The sequence below is a fragment of the Sediminibacillus dalangtanensis genome, from assembly GCF_017792025.1.
GTDB classification, from domain to species: domain Bacteria; phylum Bacillota; class Bacilli; order Bacillales; family Amphibacillaceae; genus Sediminibacillus; species Sediminibacillus dalangtanensis.
Genome location: NZ_CP046956.1, coordinates 3166799 through 3184088 on the forward strand (window position 1 = coordinate 3166799; position 17290 = coordinate 3184088).

General features: G+C 46.2%; 16 protein-coding genes. 4 read left to right on the forward strand and 12 right to left on the reverse strand.

Annotated features, from left to right (window positions below; translation table 11 throughout):
• Positions 1 to 113 precede the first annotated feature (113 nt).
• Positions 114 to 707, forward strand: coding sequence for a nitroreductase family protein (locus ERJ70_RS15725; protein WP_209365731.1), 594 nt, complete (start codon positions 114 to 116; stop codon positions 705 to 707).
• 83 nt (positions 708 to 790) lie between these two features.
• On the opposite strand, the gene ERJ70_RS15730 is transcribed toward ERJ70_RS15725, so the two are convergent.
• Positions 791 to 1117: a hypothetical protein gene (locus ERJ70_RS15730; RefSeq protein WP_209365732.1), complete on the reverse strand. Its 327-nt coding sequence runs from the start codon at positions 1115 to 1117 to the stop codon at positions 791 to 793.
• A gap of 490 nt (positions 1118 to 1607) precedes the next feature.
• Entirely contained in the window at positions 1608 to 2642 is a 1035-nt protein-coding gene (gene add, locus ERJ70_RS15735) for an adenosine deaminase (protein WP_209365733.1), read from the reverse strand.
• Positions 2643 to 3304: 662 nt separating this feature from the next.
• Here add and ERJ70_RS15740 point away from each other — a divergent pair.
• The gene (locus ERJ70_RS15740; RefSeq protein WP_209365734.1) at positions 3305 to 4621 is read left to right on the forward strand and encodes an NTTRR-F1 domain; all 1317 of its coding nucleotides are present in this window, start codon (positions 3305 to 3307) and stop codon (positions 4619 to 4621) included.
• Between the two features lie 205 nt (positions 4622 to 4826).
• Here ERJ70_RS15740 and ERJ70_RS15745 read toward each other — a convergent pair whose 3' ends face one another.
• The 10 genes from ERJ70_RS15745 to ERJ70_RS15790 form a co-directional block, all read right to left on the reverse strand.
• Positions 4827 to 5093 (reverse strand): hypothetical protein, encoded by a 267-nt coding sequence (locus tag ERJ70_RS15745; RefSeq protein ID WP_209365735.1) that lies wholly within the window; start codon positions 5091 to 5093, stop codon positions 4827 to 4829.
• A 196-nt stretch (positions 5094 to 5289) separates the two neighbouring features.
• Complete coding sequence (locus tag ERJ70_RS15750) at positions 5290 to 5658, reverse strand: DUF3899 domain-containing protein (RefSeq protein WP_209365736.1); 369 nt, start codon at positions 5656 to 5658, stop codon at positions 5290 to 5292.
• A 67-nt stretch (positions 5659 to 5725) separates the two neighbouring features.
• Positions 5726 to 7342, reverse strand: a complete 1617-nt coding sequence (locus tag ERJ70_RS15755) for a peptide ABC transporter substrate-binding protein (protein ID WP_209365737.1) — start codon at positions 7340 to 7342, stop codon at positions 5726 to 5728.
• Between the two features lie 13 nt (positions 7343 to 7355).
• Entirely contained in the window at positions 7356 to 8312 is a 957-nt protein-coding gene (locus ERJ70_RS15760) for an ABC transporter ATP-binding protein (RefSeq protein ID WP_209365738.1), read from the reverse strand.
• Positions 8309 to 9328: an ABC transporter ATP-binding protein gene (locus tag ERJ70_RS15765; protein ID WP_209365739.1), complete on the reverse strand. Its 1020-nt coding sequence runs from the start codon at positions 9326 to 9328 to the stop codon at positions 8309 to 8311. Before ERJ70_RS15765 ends, ERJ70_RS15760 begins: the two co-directional genes overlap by 4 nt.
• A gap of 11 nt (positions 9329 to 9339) precedes the next feature.
• A complete protein-coding gene (locus tag ERJ70_RS15770; RefSeq protein WP_209365740.1) occupies positions 9340 to 10284 on the reverse strand; it encodes an ABC transporter permease in 945 nt (314 codons plus the stop codon).
• 1 nt (position 10285) lies between these two features.
• The gene (locus ERJ70_RS15775) at positions 10286 to 11212 is read right to left on the reverse strand and encodes an ABC transporter permease (protein WP_209365741.1); all 927 of its coding nucleotides are present in this window, start codon (positions 11210 to 11212) and stop codon (positions 10286 to 10288) included.
• Positions 11213 to 11255: 43 nt separating this feature from the next.
• The gene (locus ERJ70_RS15780; RefSeq protein ID WP_209365742.1) at positions 11256 to 12104 is read right to left on the reverse strand and encodes a M55 family metallopeptidase; all 849 of its coding nucleotides are present in this window, start codon (positions 12102 to 12104) and stop codon (positions 11256 to 11258) included.
• Positions 12105 to 12292: 188 nt separating this feature from the next.
• Positions 12293 to 13360, reverse strand: a complete 1068-nt coding sequence (locus ERJ70_RS15785; RefSeq protein ID WP_209365743.1) for a M42 family metallopeptidase — start codon at positions 13358 to 13360, stop codon at positions 12293 to 12295.
• 8 nt (positions 13361 to 13368) lie between these two features.
• Positions 13369 to 13815 (reverse strand): Lrp/AsnC family transcriptional regulator, encoded by a 447-nt coding sequence (locus ERJ70_RS15790; protein WP_209365744.1) that lies wholly within the window; start codon positions 13813 to 13815, stop codon positions 13369 to 13371.
• 187 nt (positions 13816 to 14002) lie between these two features.
• Here ERJ70_RS15790 and ERJ70_RS15795 point away from each other — a divergent pair, with 187 nt between their 5' ends.
• Positions 14003 to 15133, forward strand: a complete 1131-nt coding sequence (locus tag ERJ70_RS15795; protein ID WP_209365745.1) for an amidohydrolase — start codon at positions 14003 to 14005, stop codon at positions 15131 to 15133.
• 162 nt (positions 15134 to 15295) lie between these two features.
• Positions 15296 to 17272, forward strand: coding sequence for a S9 family peptidase (locus tag ERJ70_RS15800; RefSeq protein WP_309507078.1), 1977 nt, complete (start codon positions 15296 to 15298; stop codon positions 17270 to 17272).
• The last annotated feature ends 18 nt before the right edge of the window (positions 17273 to 17290 follow it).

A 17290-nucleotide genomic window follows, 5' to 3' on the forward strand; every position in this document is an offset into this window, starting at 1 on the left:
GCTCTGGCATAATCTTATTCCGAGTGAATTGGTAAGCATTTATCTTGATGTCAAATGGTATCTTTTCTATACTGATTCTTACATCAGGAAATTAGTTAAAGGAGGTTAATATAATGAGCTCCACAAAAGTTCTTCCCGAAATTGAAAAATACCGAAAAGCCGGCTACGATATTGACCCGCTCTTCGTCAACCGATGGTCTCCTCGGTCTTTCACAGATAAAGAGGTACCGGAGGATGTCTTATTCAGCGTTTTTGAAGCGGCACGGTGGGCCCCTTCATCGCTGAACATCCAACCTTGGCGGTTTATCTTGGCAAGAACAAATGAAGATTTGGAGAAATTCCATTCGTTCATTCTCCCAGGTAACAGGACATGGGCCGATAAGGCACCCGTCTTAACACTGATTATCTCAAAAAAAACGGATGAAAAAGTCGGAGAAAATGCTCCACATGCTTTTGACACAGGAGCAGCTTGGGGATTCTTGGCTCTGCAGGCTTCTTTAAAGGGATTGTCAACCCATCCAATGGGTGGATTTGACAAAGAAAAGGCTCGTGAAGTATTAAACATTCCAGAAGACTATGCAATCCATGCAGTAGTCGCCATCGGCTATCAAGGAGAAAAGTCTGATTTACCTGAAAACCTTCAGGAACGAGAGCGGCCTTCTCCACGCCGTCCTCTCCAGGAAACGATTCATGAAGGATCCTTTTAACTACGCTTGACTGGAAAATGCATCGCTGGATAAGGCGGTGCTTTTTTCATGAGATAGACCCGGTCATGCTTCATTTGCTTGAATTACTTGTTTAATATAATTTCCTTTATGGCCAACTGGTGTCCCTTTACTTCCGTCAGTTCCATTCGGTCACTACCCGTGTTGGCAGCATATTCTTCTAAATTAAAGTCTTCTTTTCTAGGTTCGATTGTGGCCCGGAACCCTTTCCTGCCTTCATATGGCCCATAAATAAAGTTCACTTGTTCCTTTTTGTCTTTTTCTTCTTCGTCCTTTTCTTTATTTCCTTTTGCAATGCCATATCCCATGCTAGTCTTGTATAATTGCTTTTCATCGTTGTAAATAAGTTTTGCTTCTAATAGTGAGTAGCCGTCAGGCTCCACGATGTGCACTTCCGCTCCTAGTTTTTCACTTGCTGTTTGTTCTATTTCTCGATATTCTCCCTGACAAGCGGCGGAACAACTTGAAATAAAACTGAGTAGCCCAATCCCTATTACAGCGAAAGTCCATCTAATAAAAACCCCTCCTGTCCGTAATGTGATTCTCTTATTCTAGTTTACCATTTTATAGGTAGTTTTTTAACATAAAATGACAATTAGAGTGGCGTTTTATTTCAGCTGGACACATGCCAAAAAAGCCTGTGAGCTAAGCTCAACACGAGAACTCAACAAGCTTTTTTTAAGAATGTTAGTAGTTGGTATATATTGCGACTTCATATTTTATCCAAGCTTCTTTTACAAATTCCGTGCTAGTTGGTGCCCGAAAAATAGCCTGCACTCTATGAGTACTTATCCTGAGATGTTCGTAAGGGTTCGACACAAACTGCGGAGAAATCTGCTATTGTTTAAGTTGTTGAAGCCGGGCCCTCTCTTATTACTTCAGTTATGTCGGTAAAACGAATGTTTCCAACTTCCGCTTTAGTGCTTGCTTATCCTCTTCTCCGAGAAAGGCAGCTTCTATACCATTTCGAACTAATTGTACGAGCTCTTCAACCGAAAAACCAAACCGATCGGCAAGAATCGCATACTCCCTCGTTATCGTCGTATTAGATACCGTTAGATTATCCGTATTCACCGTAACAGATAATCCTCTATCAAAATAATCACGGAGTGGATAGTCCTCCCAGCTTGCTGCGGCCTTTGTTTGGATATTACTTACGGGACACATTTCGAGTGGTATTTTCTCTGCAGCGATTGCAGCCAACAAGTCTGGGTCTTCCCGCAACCGAACCCCATGGCCAATTCTAACTGCTCCAAGCTTCTCAATGGCATCCTTAATGTTTACTGGTCCGGCTGCCTCTCCCGCATGGATGGTAACCGGCAGTCTTTTGCTTGCTGCAAGGGCAAAAACATCCTCAAACAGTTTTGCCGGATATCCCGCTTCATCACCTGCCAAATCAATTCCCACCAAGCCTTTCCCGAGAAAAGATGCTGCTGCTTCTACCACTTCACAATTTAATGAAGTTGAATGATGACGGAGACAGCAAACGATTACGTTTGCCTTCACGCCAAACGCTGCCTCCCCTTTTTTCAACCCTGTAATAGCTGCATTGATCGACTGGTCAAGTGATAAACCGAGCTGTCGGTGCAGTTGAGGACCAAATCGCACTTCCATATATAAGCAATTCTGATCATAGGCCTGCTTTACCGTTTCATACGCGGATAGTTCCAACGATTCTGGTGTTTGTAAGAGCGGTCCTATCAGCTGGAATTTCTCCAAATATTCTTCTAAGTTATTACATTCTCCAGCAATCTGCATATGGGGAAGCAGCTTATCGATTTCTTTTTCCGGAAGTTCGATTCGCTGCTGCTTCGCCAATTCTATAGCCGTACCTGGTCGCACGCTTCCATCTAAATGGACATGAAGATCGACTTTTGGCAGTCTTCTAATCAACTCCATCAGTTTCTTTTCGGGCATTTCCTCATCTCCTTTTCCACATATATTGTGCTTGAGTTTACTATATGTTCTTCTTTCCATCCATCATTGTGTCATTTTTACTCACATCAATTATCCCGTTTTCAAACTCTAGGAACGGAGAGCTGATAGGTTTATAGAAAGAGAAGATTCGTGACAGGAGGAAGATGATTTTTTGCCGCAATTTATGTTTACCATAAGTAGAGGCCCATATGTTATACCGTCCATTTTACATCCGATGAAGTGCGTTTTCCTGCTTCCTACTCCTCATTTCTACCTTCATCAGCCGCATGATGGCAGTTGGCAAACTCCTTCGCTTTTTCTAACCCAGGGTGTAAGTATCAGACTTGGAACTCCCACCCATACAATTAGTTAACTCCTAAGACGGTGACAAGGACACTATCAGACTAGTATTTTATCCCTTCGATTATCTATTTACAGATAATTCCACACCTGTTGCCTTTAGGATAAAGTACCTCCCTTTTATCGTTCTTTCCTCCTTCACTTCCCAAAGCCGGGTAAAAGGCAATACGCACATTTTCCTTCTTTTAAATTCAGCAAGGGGATTAGCCTGAACAAGCATATCTACTTTACATACTATATGGTAAGTTGACGTAATGTGAATACCACCTGCGTCAATATATAGGTGTAAAGGAGGATATCATTTGTCAGTCAATAATCTTATAGTAAACGGTGGCTTTGAAACCGGTGATTTTACAGGTTGGCAAGTTGTCAACACAGATATTGTAGTAGAACCTGTCCATACCGGAGATTATGCCGCAAGGTTTGCTAACAGTACTGTGACTGCCTCCCTGGTTCAAAATGTTCCCGCGGAAGAAGGGGCTAGCTATGAGCTTCTTGTCTCCTTGTCTAAAAGTACGCTCCAACCTAGTCCTATTATCAATCTTCAAGTGTTGTTTTTGGATGCTACAAATACCGTAATTGGAACAGGACTAGATACTGAAGTATCATACGATAATATACCTTATGGCGGTAATGACACATGGCTTGAGGTTTATCAAACAACAGACGAAGCTCCAGCTGGGACTACGCAAGCACAGGTGATTATCAGTAAGCCGCTCAGTGCTTTAAATGCCCCATTCGTGTTCGTTGATGATATTAGTTTATTAGAGGCTGATGGAACCGATCCTGATGGACCAACAGGGCCGACTGGACCGACTGGCGCTACTGGGCCAACCGGCGCTACCGGGCCAACTGGCGCTACTGGGCCGACCGGCGCTACCGGGCCAACCGGGGCTATCGGGCCGACTGGTGCTACTGGGCCGACCGGCGCTACCGGACCGACTGGCGCTACCGGGCCAACCGGGGCTATCGGGCCGACTGGTGCTACCGGACCGACCGGCGCTACTGGGCCGACTGGTGCTACCGGACCGACCGGCGCTACTGGGCCGACTGGTGCTACTGGGCCGACCGGCGCTACTGGGCCGACTGGTGCTACCGGACCGACCGGCGCTACTGGGCCGACTGGTGCTACTGGGCCGACTGGTGCTACTGGGCCGACTGGTGCTACCGGACCGACTGGGCCGATTGGACCAACAGCTGCATCCGTAACGGAAACTTCCGCTTTTGCAGCAAATACAAGTGGAGAAACCGTTGCCGTAGTAATAACAGGAACACCAGTACCTTTACCTGATGCCCAAACATTAGACGGAGTAACAACCAATGCTGCCAATACCGTATTTACGGTTCCTGAAGCAGGACGTTACTATTTATCCTATAACGTTAATTTGACAGCTGGCTTGTTACTAGGTTCCCGATTAGTCGTCAACGGTGCACCTGTAGAAGCCACCACTATCAACCCAGTTTTGACACTTTCCAATTTCAATGGTGATGCCATTGTACCACTAGCGGCAGGTAGTACTATTAGCCTCGAATTGTTCGGCCTACTGGGAGCTGCAGTCCTGCAAGACGGTGCCGGCGCCACCCTTACGATTATCCGGGTGGATGACGACTTGGCATAACGCAAAAGGCATGAATGCAATTGCATTCATGCCTTTCTATTTAATAGATGTATAATAAAAATGGAACATTCAAACTACCCTTCTAGCCGGTAGCATTCTTGGAACAAGAATCAACTAGTAGAGCTACCGCTTCATTTCTTTTTTATTACTCCCATACACGTACCATTAAAAATTAGTTAATTACCGGTGTTAAACGTTTTTGCTCTTACCCTATACACTGCTTTTTTTCTGAAAATGGAAGTTCCTCTCGATGCATGATATCAAGCATGTGTTGAAAAACAATCCCTCTGTTTTCTGCAATATCTTCCTGCAAACGAAGCTGGAGCAGCCGCCTTGTCCCCGGATCCATTTTTTCTATTAGCTCCGCCCATAACTGCATAAAGTCCTTTGAGGGAGTTGCCTTAATTCCGTAATGAGCACACGTTTTTTTAAGTTGATCTTCAAGCTCGTCCATCAATTTTTTCCCTTTCACGCCGCTTCCTCCTTCCTTTCCATTTATTCTATTATTATGCGGGAATAGAAAAGATAGAAGAAAAAAAGAGAGACATGCCTATCATGCGTCGAAAAAAAAGGCTACGAATGAGTACGTGAATGGAAGACAAAGGGAGAACAAAGGTAATGCAACTGATTATTAAGGAATGTCGAATTCCCTTCGTTTACGATCACCTTTACAGAAAAAACAGCCCAATGATTGAGACGAGCAAGGAGGCAGCCCCTGTCGCTAAAGAGCTTTGACCAACTAGTTGGATTGTCTTTTGTCTAAAGTCCTGTAATTCGCAGTCTTCCGCTAAGTAAGCATCCGTCCGCTCCATCGCATGGGATTTGCTTCCTAACGATGCGCCTATCAGACGAAATCCTTTGAAAAATGGAGACAAAAAGCCTGTTTGCAAGATGGCTGTAACTGCGGCAAGAATCAATAGCAAAAGTCCGATGGAGAACGTAAGATTCACCCATTCCAGCAAACGGAAAGACAACAAGTATTTCGTACCTATCCATGCCGCCATGGAAATGAAAAAAAGCAGTAATTTCGCTTTCATGTCCTACCTTCCTTTCAAAGGAAGCACGAAAGGGATCGACAATCGACCCCTTTTGCGCTTCCGCTTGTTATTCAGAAACCTTTTGAGCCCACTTCAAATAGGGATACCGGTTGACCGGATAAACGATATCTTCGAAGTTTTGCGAGGTTAGATACGTATTGGTGTAATGATAAATCGGATTGAACGGCAAGTCTTCCATCAATACTTCCTCTGCCTGATGCAGCAGATCATACCGTTTTTGTTCATCTTGTTCTACTTTAGCCTGCGCAATTAGCTCGTCATATTTTTCGTTGACCCAATTTGTCCGGTTATTCGGGCTGTCTCCCAAATAGTAATCGAGAATGACAACAGGATCTACGAGAACTCCAATCCATCCCATTCTTGCCATTTGGAAGTTGCCTTGTTCCGTTGTATCCAAATATGTTTTCCACTCTTGGTTAGACAATTTAATATCTACGCCAAGGTTTTGACTATACATTTCCTGGACTGCTTCCGCTATCTTCTTATGATTCTCCGATGTATTATACAGCAAGGTTACTTCCGGCAGCTCGTTCCATCCTTCTTCTTCCATACCTTCTTGAAGCAATTGTTTCGCTTTCTCGGCATTCTCTTCAAAATAGGCACCGCCGGTTTCCCGGAAATCTCCCTCCGGTGTTTCTACTCCTTCGGGTACAAAAGCATAAGCAGGCGTTTCTCCAGCCTTGGATACATTTTCGGTAAGTGATGTACGATCTACTGCCAGGGTAAAGGCACGTCTGATTTTGGCATTGGTGAATGGTTCTTTATCCACATTGAACATATACATGTAAGTTCCGAAATAAGGCGTTTCTTTATATTCTTCCGAATCCTTTTCCTGATCAATGACATCGGTTGGCAACGTTTGAATCAAATCCAATTCATTTGTCTTGAACATTTGATAGTAAGTCGTGGCGTCATTGACCATTTCATAAGTGACTTTATCGAGTTTGACAACATCTTTGTCCCAGTATTCTTCATTTTTCTCGATTACCACTTGGCTGTCGTGCTCCCAGGACGTCAGCTTGAACGGCCCGTTACTTACATACGTATCTTCAGAGGCAGACCAATTGGCATCTGACTCGACAACATCCTGTTTGACAGGATAGAAGGTCCACATGGTAAGCAATTCGTCAAAGTAACCGAGTGGTGCTTCCAAGTCTACGACCAATGTCTTTTCATCTTCTGCTGTGACTCCGACGTCATCAACAGAGCCTTCGCCTTTGTTATAAGCTTCCGCTCCTTTAATATAGTACATGTAGAAGGCAAATGAACTACCCGTGTCCGGATTCAACACACGTTTCCACCCATACTCGAAGTCCTGAGCGGTCACTGGAGATCCGTCAGACCATGTGGCATCTTCCCGGATGGTGAACGTGTAGGTCTTCCCATCATCCGATACCTGGACATCGCTTGCTGTTCCGAGTACCGGGTTTCCCTCTTTGTCTTTGGTGTATAGTCCTTCAAACACATGATCCAGCACCCAGCCAGATGTCGTATCTGTGGCCAGAGCCGGGTCTAAATCCGGCGGCTCGCTCATCGCATTGACCACGATTTCCTGATCGACATCCTCCGCGGAACCTTGATCTGCTGCCCCCTCGCTGTTACATCCAGCAAGTACAAAGCCTACTGCCAACACCAATAAAAATCCTGACAACCATTTTTTCATGAAAATTCCTCCCTTATTGTTGGTAAAGATGGCATGATGCCCAATGATTCTGCTTAACTTCTGTCCATTTCGGAGTCACTTCAGCACAAATATCCATCGCAAATGGACAACGTGTCCGGAACCGGCACCCACTTGGCGGATCAACAGGGCTCGGTGGATCACCATTAATGACGATTCTTTCCCTTCTCTTCGCCTGTGGATCGGCTACTGGAATGGCTGTAAGCAATGCCTGTGTATAGGGATGGAGCGGATCAGCGAACAATGCATCACTATCAGCCAGTTCCATCATCCTTCCCAAGTACATCACGCCGATCCGATCGCTGATATGCTTGACCATCCCCAGATCATGAGCAATAAACAGATAGGTCAGGTCTTCCTGTTCTTTTAAATCCTCAAGCAGATTGACTACCTGGGCCTGGATGGATACATCCAAAGCAGAAATCGGTTCATCGGCGACGATAAAACTGGGCTCCACTGCCAAGGCACGTGCAATCCCTATCCGTTGACGCTGCCCGCCGCTAAATTCGTGGGGATACCGCTTGGCGTGTTCTGGTCTTAAACCGACCCGCTCCAGCAATTGGTAAACCCGTTCTTCACGCCGCTTTCCTTTGGCAAGCCCATGGGCATCGATTCCTTCGGCAACAATATCGCCGACTCTCATCCTTGGATTAAGAGATGCCTGTGGATCTTGGAAAATAATTTGAATTTCCCGATTGGCATCCTTCTTTTCTTGTTTCGTTAAGCTGCTGACATCTTTACCGTTGTAAAGTATTTTCCCGGCAGTGGGGTCCTGCAGGCCGACGATGGTTTTCCCCAATGTCGACTTTCCGCTACCGCTTTCGCCAACCAATCCGAATGTTTCCCCCTTGCGGATGGAAATCGAGATATCATCGACTGACTTTACTGTTTGTTCTTTATTCAGCCGGAAATGCTTCTTGATTTCTTCTACTTGTATGATGGTTTCGGTCAATGTTCTTCCCTCCCGGCTGCTATCAAGTCTTCCACATTCGGTGTTCGCGGGTCATTCAGCCAACATTTCGCCTGATGCCCTTCCTCTGCTTCAAAACCAGGCGGCATCGCTTCGACACAGACCTCCATTGCATATTTGCATCGAGGTGCAAACGGGCAACCCTTGGGCGGTGAAAATAAATCGGGAGGCGACCCTTCGATAGGGATCAGTCGCTCTTTTGTTTCACTGTTGACATCCGGTATCGATTCAAGTAACCCCCACGTATAAGGATGGCGCGGATTGTTGAATATCTCTTCAACCGTGCCGGATTCGACAATGACACCGGCATACATGACAGCAACCCGTTCCGCTGTTTCAGCTACCACGCCCAAATCGTGGGTAATCAAAATAATCGAAGTATTCATCTTTTCTTTTAAGTCCTTCATCAAGTCCAATACTTGCGCCTGAATCGTTACATCAAGTGCTGTGGTCGGCTCATCGGCAATCAATAATTCCGGTCTGCAGGCAAGCGCGATGGCAATCATGATTCGCTGCCGCATTCCACCGCTGAATTCATGCGGATACTGATTGTACCTTTCTTCCGGGTTGGAAATACCGACGAGACGGATCATTTCCATTGCCCGTTTTTTGACTTCTGCTTTTCCAAGTTTTTGATGGGTCGTGATGCTTTCTTCGATCTGCTTACCGACTTTCATGGTTGGATTAAGTGATGTCATCGGATCCTGGAACACCATGCTCATCTTCGATCCTTTCACTTTTTGCATCCGTTTTTTCGAGAGCTTGAGCAAATCCTGACCATGCAGCAATGCTTCTCCGTTGTTGATTTTTCCAGGCGGCATCGGAATCAGACCCATAATTGTTTGAACGGTGACACTCTTGCCGCTGCCACTTTCGCCGACGATTGCCATAATTTCACCCTTATCGACGTGGAAAGAAACATCACGGACCGCCTTGACTTCCCCGCCATAAGTTTTAAAATTCACTTCTAGATGGTTCACTTCTAATAAATGGTCCATATGCCCACCTCCTATTTTCGTGCTCTTGGGTCCAAAGCGTCCTGCAGCCCATCGCCGAATGCGTTAAAAGCAAACATTGTAAGGGAAATCATGAAACCCGGAAAGAACAACCGCCACCATTGCCCACTAAGAATAACGCCCAACGAATCATTGGCCATCGTGCCCCAGCTGGCAAACGGGGCTTGTACTCCCAGTCCGAGAAAGCTTAAAAACGATTCGGCAAAAATCGCCTGTGGAATGGTAAAGGTTAGATTGACGATGATAATTCCTGCTGTATTCGGGATGAGATGGCGCCAAATAATTTTTGGATGAGAGGTTCCCAATTTTTCTGCAGCCAGTACATATTCTTGCGACTTCAGCTGTAAAATTTGGCCGCGGATAATCCGGGCCATCCCCACCCATCCTGTAACAGACAGTGCGATGATAATCGATGTAACACCGGGCTCCATGATGACCATCAGCAAAATAACAATCAAAAGGTACGGAATACCGTATAAAATTTCTACAATCCGCATCAGCACTCCGTCGACACGATCTCCTGTCTTGCCCCTTCCCGCCATATAACCAGAAATACCGCCGATCGTTACGCCAAGCAATATGTCTATCGCGGCCGCCACCAGACCGATTGTCAGCGATACCCTCGCTCCATACCAGGTTCGCGACCAAACGTCACGGCCAAGGTCGTCTGTACCGAACCAGTGCTCGCTCGAAGGAGCAAGATTTGTATCGGTGAGACTCTGGGCCGAGGGTGAAAAAGCCACCATTTTCGGCCCAAAAATCGCAAATATGATAATGAGGAGTAGTAAGGAAAAACCGAGCACAGCCATTTTATTTTTTAAAACATTGATGGTGGTTTCCTTCCAGACACTCATACTTGGACGCTGGATCGGATCTGACTGTTTCCGCTCAGCTGACAAGGGGCGGAACAAAGATTCATCTACTTGGTTAGGTTCCATGTTAATCCCCTCCACTTGTTAGTTTTATTCTCGGATCAATAAACCGATAGGATATATCGATTAAGAATAGGGTCAACACCAGGATGGAGCTGAAGAAAATCGTCGTCCCCATGATCACCGGATAATCCCGGTTGAAGATGCTGTCGACGAAATAACGTCCGATCCCCGGTATCGCAAAAATCTTTTCAATGACGAACGTTCCCGTGATCAGTGCCACAAATAATGGCCCGATAAAGGAAACAACAGGCAGGATGGCATTTCGGATGCCATGTCTAATGACTAGTTTGGTCGTCGGAAGCCCTTTGGCATCTGCTGTCTTGATATAATTTTGGTTCATCACTTCCAGCATGCTCGATCGCATAAAGCGGGCGATTACCGCCAGCGGGGTCGCCGCCAGGGCGACAGAGGGCAGGATGGAATGCTGCCATGTTCCCCACGAAGCAACCGGAAGCATTTGCCAATCGACGGCAAAATAGTTGATCAACAAAGGAGCTAAAATAAAGCTCGGAACGGAGATGCCTACAATGGCGATAAACATGGAAAAGTAATCAAGCATTTTGTTATGGTTCAGAGCGGCCACAATACCCAACAGCAACCCGAAGATAAGCGCGATTACCATTGCCTGGGTCCCTAACAGTGCAGAAGCGGGAGCGCCATCCCAAATGATGCCGTTGACCGTCCGGGACTCCGACTCAATTGAGATACCTAAATCAAATGTAGCCAAATCCTTCATATAGAGAACATATTGCACCGGGATCGGTTCATCGAGGTTGTATTTTGCACGAATATTTTGTAAAACCTCTTCGGGCAGCACATCTGCATCGGAAGCAAATGGATCACCCGGTATGATTTTCATGATGAAAAAGGTTAAACTGGCAATCACCCAAATGGTTACAAACATTGTTATCAACCGTTTTAAAATATACATCCTTTCACCTCCGGATCAGTTGGTTGTCATTTAGGGTTATCGATCAGGCATTCACCTGTCCCAGAACACCATTCGTTGCGGTCATCGCGATGATCACACACCCCCACATATGCTTGTACGCGGTGACGATATCATTACAAGTGAATCGGATCCGCTTCGGAGAGATCAATTCCACCGTCGGCAGAGTGGTCGTCATCTGTGCCTGCTGCGGTCCTTTCATTTCGATTTCAAATGTGGTCGGTCCTGTGATGGTTTCCGGCTCGAGACTTGCCGCTTTGTTGACTGCTGCTTCCGCTTTTTTCCGAATCTCGTCACGAGCTTCCTCCGGATGAATCAACTCGGCGGCGAATCTGTCGACTGCCCGTTTTGTAATGGCGGCTTCCACATGGGGAAAAGAAGCTTGTACTTCCTGGACGTAAGCATCATCCCCGCTAATGAAAATAGCTGGAACACCAAACCTCCCGGCTACGAGACTGTTCATTTCTGTTTCCCCGACGACTCTTCCATTGATTTTCATCTCGTTGACACAGACTCCGGCCAACGTGTGGCTGATCACTGTGCGTTCCGAACCGCCCTCACGACCATGATGGCCGACGAACATGATGCCATCAAAGCTATCATCAAGACCTTCCAGCTGGCACATCACGCGATTGTTCCCCGAGACAAGCCTTGCACGGCGATCAAGCTCCTCGATTAGGATGTTGGACATATTTCCGTGACCATCTGCGACGACGACTTCCTTTGCCCCTCCCTGGAAAGCCCCTTCGATTGCCGCATTGACATCTGCTGTCATTAACTTTCGGAAGCGCTGATACTCGGCGTTTGTTTTTAATTGCTGGTTGGTTGCCACACCGGAGATTCCCTCCATGTCGGCAGAAATAAAGATTTTCATCGAATCCCTCCTGAATAGTCTTTCGATTTAAAATTTTCTAACATTTATTTGTAAAAAAAGGATGTACTGCGAAATAGTATTAGGTGCACTTCTTCATTCTTTTGGAAAGTTGTTTCCTAATACGGAGATACGGAAATACGCTGTGCTGAAAAAAAGCAACCACGATGGGTGAAAAGCATGAAAAGTTATCAAAAAGCAAAGGACTGTTGTTCGTCCATTTGCAAAATGAAAGTCCTCACTATCTCCTTTACCGCCATCACGTCCCCCAGATCGACCAGCTCCACTGCAGAATGGGTGTACCGTGACGGAATCGACAGCACACCTGTCGGAATTCCTTTGTTAGCGTAAGTGACAGCTCCCCCGTCTGTCCCGATGCCGGTGAAAACTTCCAGTTGATAGGGGATTTGCTCTTTTTGGGCAAAATCGATCAGCAGCTGTTTTATGGTGCTGTGAACAATCAGGCTTGCATCCATCACCTTGATACCCGCTCCCCTGCCTAAACCAAGACTGTCATCCATCGGACCCTCCGGAGTGTCACTGACCGCTGTCGTATCGATAGCTAAAGCGGCATCAGCGGTTATATGTTGTGCCGCCGTTTTGGCACCACGCAATCCGACTTCTTCCTGGACGGTAAAAAGAAAGATCAACTCACCGGAAAAAGCGGTCCCCTCCAGTTCCTCCAATACTTGCAGCAATACAGCACACCCTGATCGGTCATCAAGCGATTTAGCACGGATTTGCTGTTTATCTGGTGGTCCCAGCAACTTCCATTCCTTTCCCCAGGTTACGGGTGTACCGACCTCTACTCCCATTTCCAAGACCTCTTGTTCAGAAGCTGCCCCGATATCAATGTACAACTCCCGATGATTTCTAACCGAAACGACATCATCAAATTTTGCAAAGTGGGCAGACAACGTACCAATCATGCCGTCAACGATGGAGTCCCTGCCCAACAGCTTGACCGGCTGTGCCGGGAGATTACGGTCATCGTTTCCTCCCAGCTTTTCAAAACGAAGCAGTCCATTTGGTTCCACTTTTTTGATCAAAAATCCCACTTCATCCATGTGAGCTGTCAATAACAGAACAGGACCCGGTCGACTTCCTTTCTTTCTGGCTGTCACATTTCCGAGTGCGTCTACCGTAACGGTATCTGTTCTTTCTTTTAAGTAGTCGGTTAAGTAGTTACTGACTTGATGCTCATAGCCGCTCGGTCCGAGTAGACTTGTCAGTTTCTTTATATGTTGCAGCACGTCCATTCTCCCCCTTATATATACTCAAACGTATTTTTGTAGTTCTCCAGTTGGATAATCGTGTTGATTTCAACGATCCCTTCAATCTTGTCCAACTGCAAAATACTCTCCCTGATATCCTCCTGGCTTTGCACATTGATTTGAATCAATAGTGGATAGGGGCCGGAAGTCATGGTAATAAACCTGACTTCCTTCATTGTCTTCAATTCTTCCATCACCTGTTCACACCGGCCTTGAGCCGTTTTGATTTGGATAATGGCTCCCGCCTTCAAACCTAGCGCTATCGGGTTTACGACACCGACTACTTCAATAATGTCGTTTTGCACAAGGTTCTTATACCGCAGACGGATTGTCTTTTCTGTCACATTCAATTGATTGGCAATTTCCGAAAAAGGGATTCTGCCATCCTTGGATAATATCCGGATGATACCCCGGTCTAATTCATCGATTTGATACTCCACTAAATCACCGACTTTCGTCCTATTTTTCTATATTACTACTCTTTTATGATACCTTTTTAAAAAATTAAGATTATTTACAATATTATTTTTTTGATTTAATATCGTAACAAGGAATTGTATAAAGGCCATTATATAAAGAAAGATTTCAGAAATCAATGATAATTTTGAATTTTTGGGAGGAAATTTCATGAAAGCCATTACAAATGTGACAGGTGTCGACGGAACAGGCCAAAAAATGGAAGACGTCACGATCCTAATCGAAAATGGGAAGTTCTTAGAGATTGGCAGACAGTTGGTTATACCAGAAGGAACCCAGACGATTGATGCCCACGGCAAGTTTTTCACGCCCGGACTGATTGATGTACATACCCACCTAGGTGTGCATGAGGAAGGAATCGGAAAAGAAGGGCAGGATTTCAATGAAACTAGCCATGCGGCCACACCTGAAGTGCGATCCATCGATGGCATCAACCCATTCGACAAGGGGTTTTCCGATGCCCGGAACGCCGGGGTGACCACGGTGCAAGTCATGCCCGGAAGTGCCAACGTGATCGGCGGCGAAATGTGTGTACTTAAAACGGCCGGAACAATCGTCGATCAAATGGTCATCCGCAACCCCTCCGGATTGAAAGCTGCTACAGGGGAAAATCCGAAACGGTTCCATGGGGAAAAAGGAAGAATGCCTGTAACGAGAATGGGAGTCGCCGCCATCCTGCGCCAAAAACTCATCGAAACGGAGAACTACATAGCCAAACGGAAAGCTGGGACTGCCGACCGGGACTTGGCCTACGAACAGCTTGCAAAAGTATTGAACAAGGAAATCCCTTTGCGTGTCCATGCCCATCGTGCGGACGATATCGTGACCGTTTTGCGGATTAAACGGGAGTTTTCCATCGACGTGACAATCGAACATTGTACAGAGGGACATTTGCTTGCACCCTACCTAGCGGAGCATGGTGTCCGTGTCTCTTCTGGTCCGACCATGACCCCTCGCTCGAAAGTAGAGTTGTCCGACAAAGGCTGGCATACGCTTCCTGCTTTAGCAGAAGCCGGTGTACCATTTTCCATCACTACCGACCATCCGGTAATCGCCATCGAACATTTGATGACCAGTGCCATCATGTCGGTCAAAAACGGGCTGAGCGAGGCTCAAGCCATGCGTGCCATCACAATGGATGCTGCCAAGCATTTAGGTGTGGAAAGCCGCGTCGGATCGGTGGAAGCAGGTAAAGATGCCGACTTCGTTTTATGGAGCGGAAGTCCATTCGATTTACAAAGCAAGGTAGAGAAAACATTTATCGAGGGACAGCAAGTATAGTAGGGAGTTTCATGAATAAACCGGAAAAATATATCATAGAAAAGCGTATGCACCTGATACTGTAAAAACGGGTGACGCTCTTTGTCACCGAGTGGGTTGGCCTTAGGACCTCTTAGAGGTTAGCGGTACGCAGAAACTTTAAAAAATGAGGATGATAAACAAATGATGACAAAAACAATCACTGCGGATGATTTATTGAAATTTTCCTTTCTTTCTGATCCCCAGCTTTCTCCTGATGGAAACTGGGTCGTATATGCTGTCCGCACAATCAGCGAAAAGAAAAAATACCAGTCAAATTTATTTGTCGTCAACTTAACGACAAACGAAGCCATTCCATTTACTCATGGGGATAGCTTGGACTACCAACCACGCTGGTCCCCCGACGGACAAACAATTGTTTTCACTTCGAACCGATCCGGCAAACAACAGGTTTGGAAAATTTCATTCAGGGGTGGGGAAGCTGAACAGCTCACTAATTTCAAACACGGCGCCTCACAGCCCGTCTTTTCACCAGATGGACATAAACTGCTGCTCAAGGTTCCCCTTTCCGACCAGGACAGTGTGGAAGAGGAAGCCGATGAAAAAGATAACGAGGACGCCAGCAAAGAAGCTTACGCTACTACACGCCTCAAGTATAAATCGGATGATGCCGGACTTTTGCATGATACCTATCAACAACTGGTCCTATGGGATCTCAAAGACGAGACAGCCGTGCAGCTTACCAGCGGCAAATTCGACCATCAGTTTGGAAGCTTTTCTCCTGACGGAAGCCGTATCGCTTTCAGTGCCAATCGTACAGATGATCCCGATCGTTCCTTCGTCTCAGACATTTTTGAATACGACCTGAAGGATGGGATTTTGACCAGACTTACTAATGGCATCGGGATGTTCATCCAGCCGAATTACGCCCCTGACGGAAACAAGTTGTCTCTATTAGGACACGATTTGACCTATGCAGGAGCAACACTTACCAGGGTTTGGGTATTGGACCGAATCAGCAAGCAGCTTACTTGCCTGACAGACGATTGGGATGTACAGGCATCCGATGTTGCCATCAATGATATGGGAACGGGTACAGCAGGGAAGGGCGCCCTATGGGACAAGCAGCAGGATCGACTATACTTTTTGGGCAGCCAGAATGGGAACACCTCTGTCTACCAAGTAAGCATGGAAAAACAAGTGTCCACAGTTACCGGTGGAAGCAGGCAAATTTATGCTTTTCAATTGGACAATAAAGGAAATGCCGTCATCGCTGTCAGCGACCAACTGACACCAGGCGACCTTTATTTTGTTCCAAAATCAGGCGGCGATGAAAAGCGACTGACAGCCGTTAACAAGTGGCTTGACGATCGAACGCTTTCTTCAACTGAAGAGATTCACTTTCAAGCTTCAGACGGACAAAAGTTGCATGGTTGGATGATGAGGCCTGTTGGATTTACAAAAGAAAAAAAGCACCCACTTATCGTGGAAGTACACGGTGGTCCGCATGCCATGTACAGCAATGCCTTCATGCATGAATTCCAAGTACTTGCCGCAGCCGGGTACGGCGTTTTGTTCATCAATCCCCGCGGCAGTCATGGCTATGGTCAGACTTTTGTCGATGCGGTGCGCGGTGATTATGGAGGAAAAGACTATCAGGACATTCTCGATGCTGTAGATTACGCAACATCCCACTTTGAATGGATCGATGAAAACCGTATAGGAATCACTGGGGGAAGCTATGGAGGATTCATGACGAACTGGGCAGTCGGACATACAAATCGTTTCAAAGCTGCCGTTACACAGCGTTCCATCAGTAATTGGATCAGCTTCTACGGAGTCAGTGATATTGGTTACTTTTTTACCGATTGGGAGCTAAAAACCAATTTACTCGAAGATCCGGACCGCATGTGGAAACATTCTCCCCTTCGCTATGTAAAAGATATCGAGACACCGCTGCTGATATTGCATAGTGAAAATGATTTTCGCTGTCCGATCGAACAAGGCGAACAGCTATACGTCGCCCTTAAGCACCAAAACAAAACGACAAAGTTTGTGCGATTCCCCGGGTCTAATCATGAATTGTCCCGCAGCGGAGATCCTTCCCTGCGAATTCGCCGTTTGAACGAAATCACGGATTGGTTTGACCACTATCTATAATCAGGAGAAGAGGTTTTA

Excerpts from the sequence above, each read along its gene's own strand:
- ERJ70_RS15750 (WP_209365736.1), bottom strand. The coding sequence starts at position 5,658 with ATGAAAGCGAAATTACTGCTTTTTTTCATTTCCATGGCGGCATGGATA.
- ERJ70_RS15775 (WP_209365741.1), bottom strand. The coding sequence starts at position 11,212 with ATGTATATTTTAAAACGGTTGATAACAATGTTTGTAACCATTTGGGTG.
- ERJ70_RS15785 (WP_209365743.1), bottom strand. The coding sequence starts at position 13,360 with ATGGACGTGCTGCAACATATAAAGAAACTGACAAGTCTACTCGGACCG.
- ERJ70_RS15755 (WP_209365737.1), bottom strand. The coding sequence starts at position 7,342 with ATGAAAAAATGGTTGTCAGGATTTTTATTGGTGTTGGCAGTAGGCTTT.
- add (WP_209365733.1), bottom strand. The coding sequence starts at position 2,642 with ATGCCCGAAAAGAAACTGATGGAGTTGATTAGAAGACTGCCAAAAGTC.
- ERJ70_RS15765 (WP_209365739.1), bottom strand. The coding sequence starts at position 9,328 with ATGGACCATTTATTAGAAGTGAACCATCTAGAAGTGAATTTTAAAACT.
- ERJ70_RS15795 (WP_209365745.1), top strand. The coding sequence starts at position 14,003 with ATGAAAGCCATTACAAATGTGACAGGTGTCGACGGAACAGGCCAAAAA.
- ERJ70_RS15780 (WP_209365742.1), bottom strand. The coding sequence starts at position 12,104 with ATGAAAATCTTTATTTCTGCCGACATGGAGGGAATCTCCGGTGTGGCA.
- ERJ70_RS15770 (WP_209365740.1), bottom strand. The coding sequence starts at position 10,284 with ATGGAACCTAACCAAGTAGATGAATCTTTGTTCCGCCCCTTGTCAGCT.
- ERJ70_RS15725 (WP_209365731.1), top strand. The coding sequence starts at position 114 with ATGAGCTCCACAAAAGTTCTTCCCGAAATTGAAAAATACCGAAAAGCC.
- ERJ70_RS15800 (WP_309507078.1), top strand. The coding sequence starts at position 15,296 with ATGATGACAAAAACAATCACTGCGGATGATTTATTGAAATTTTCCTTT.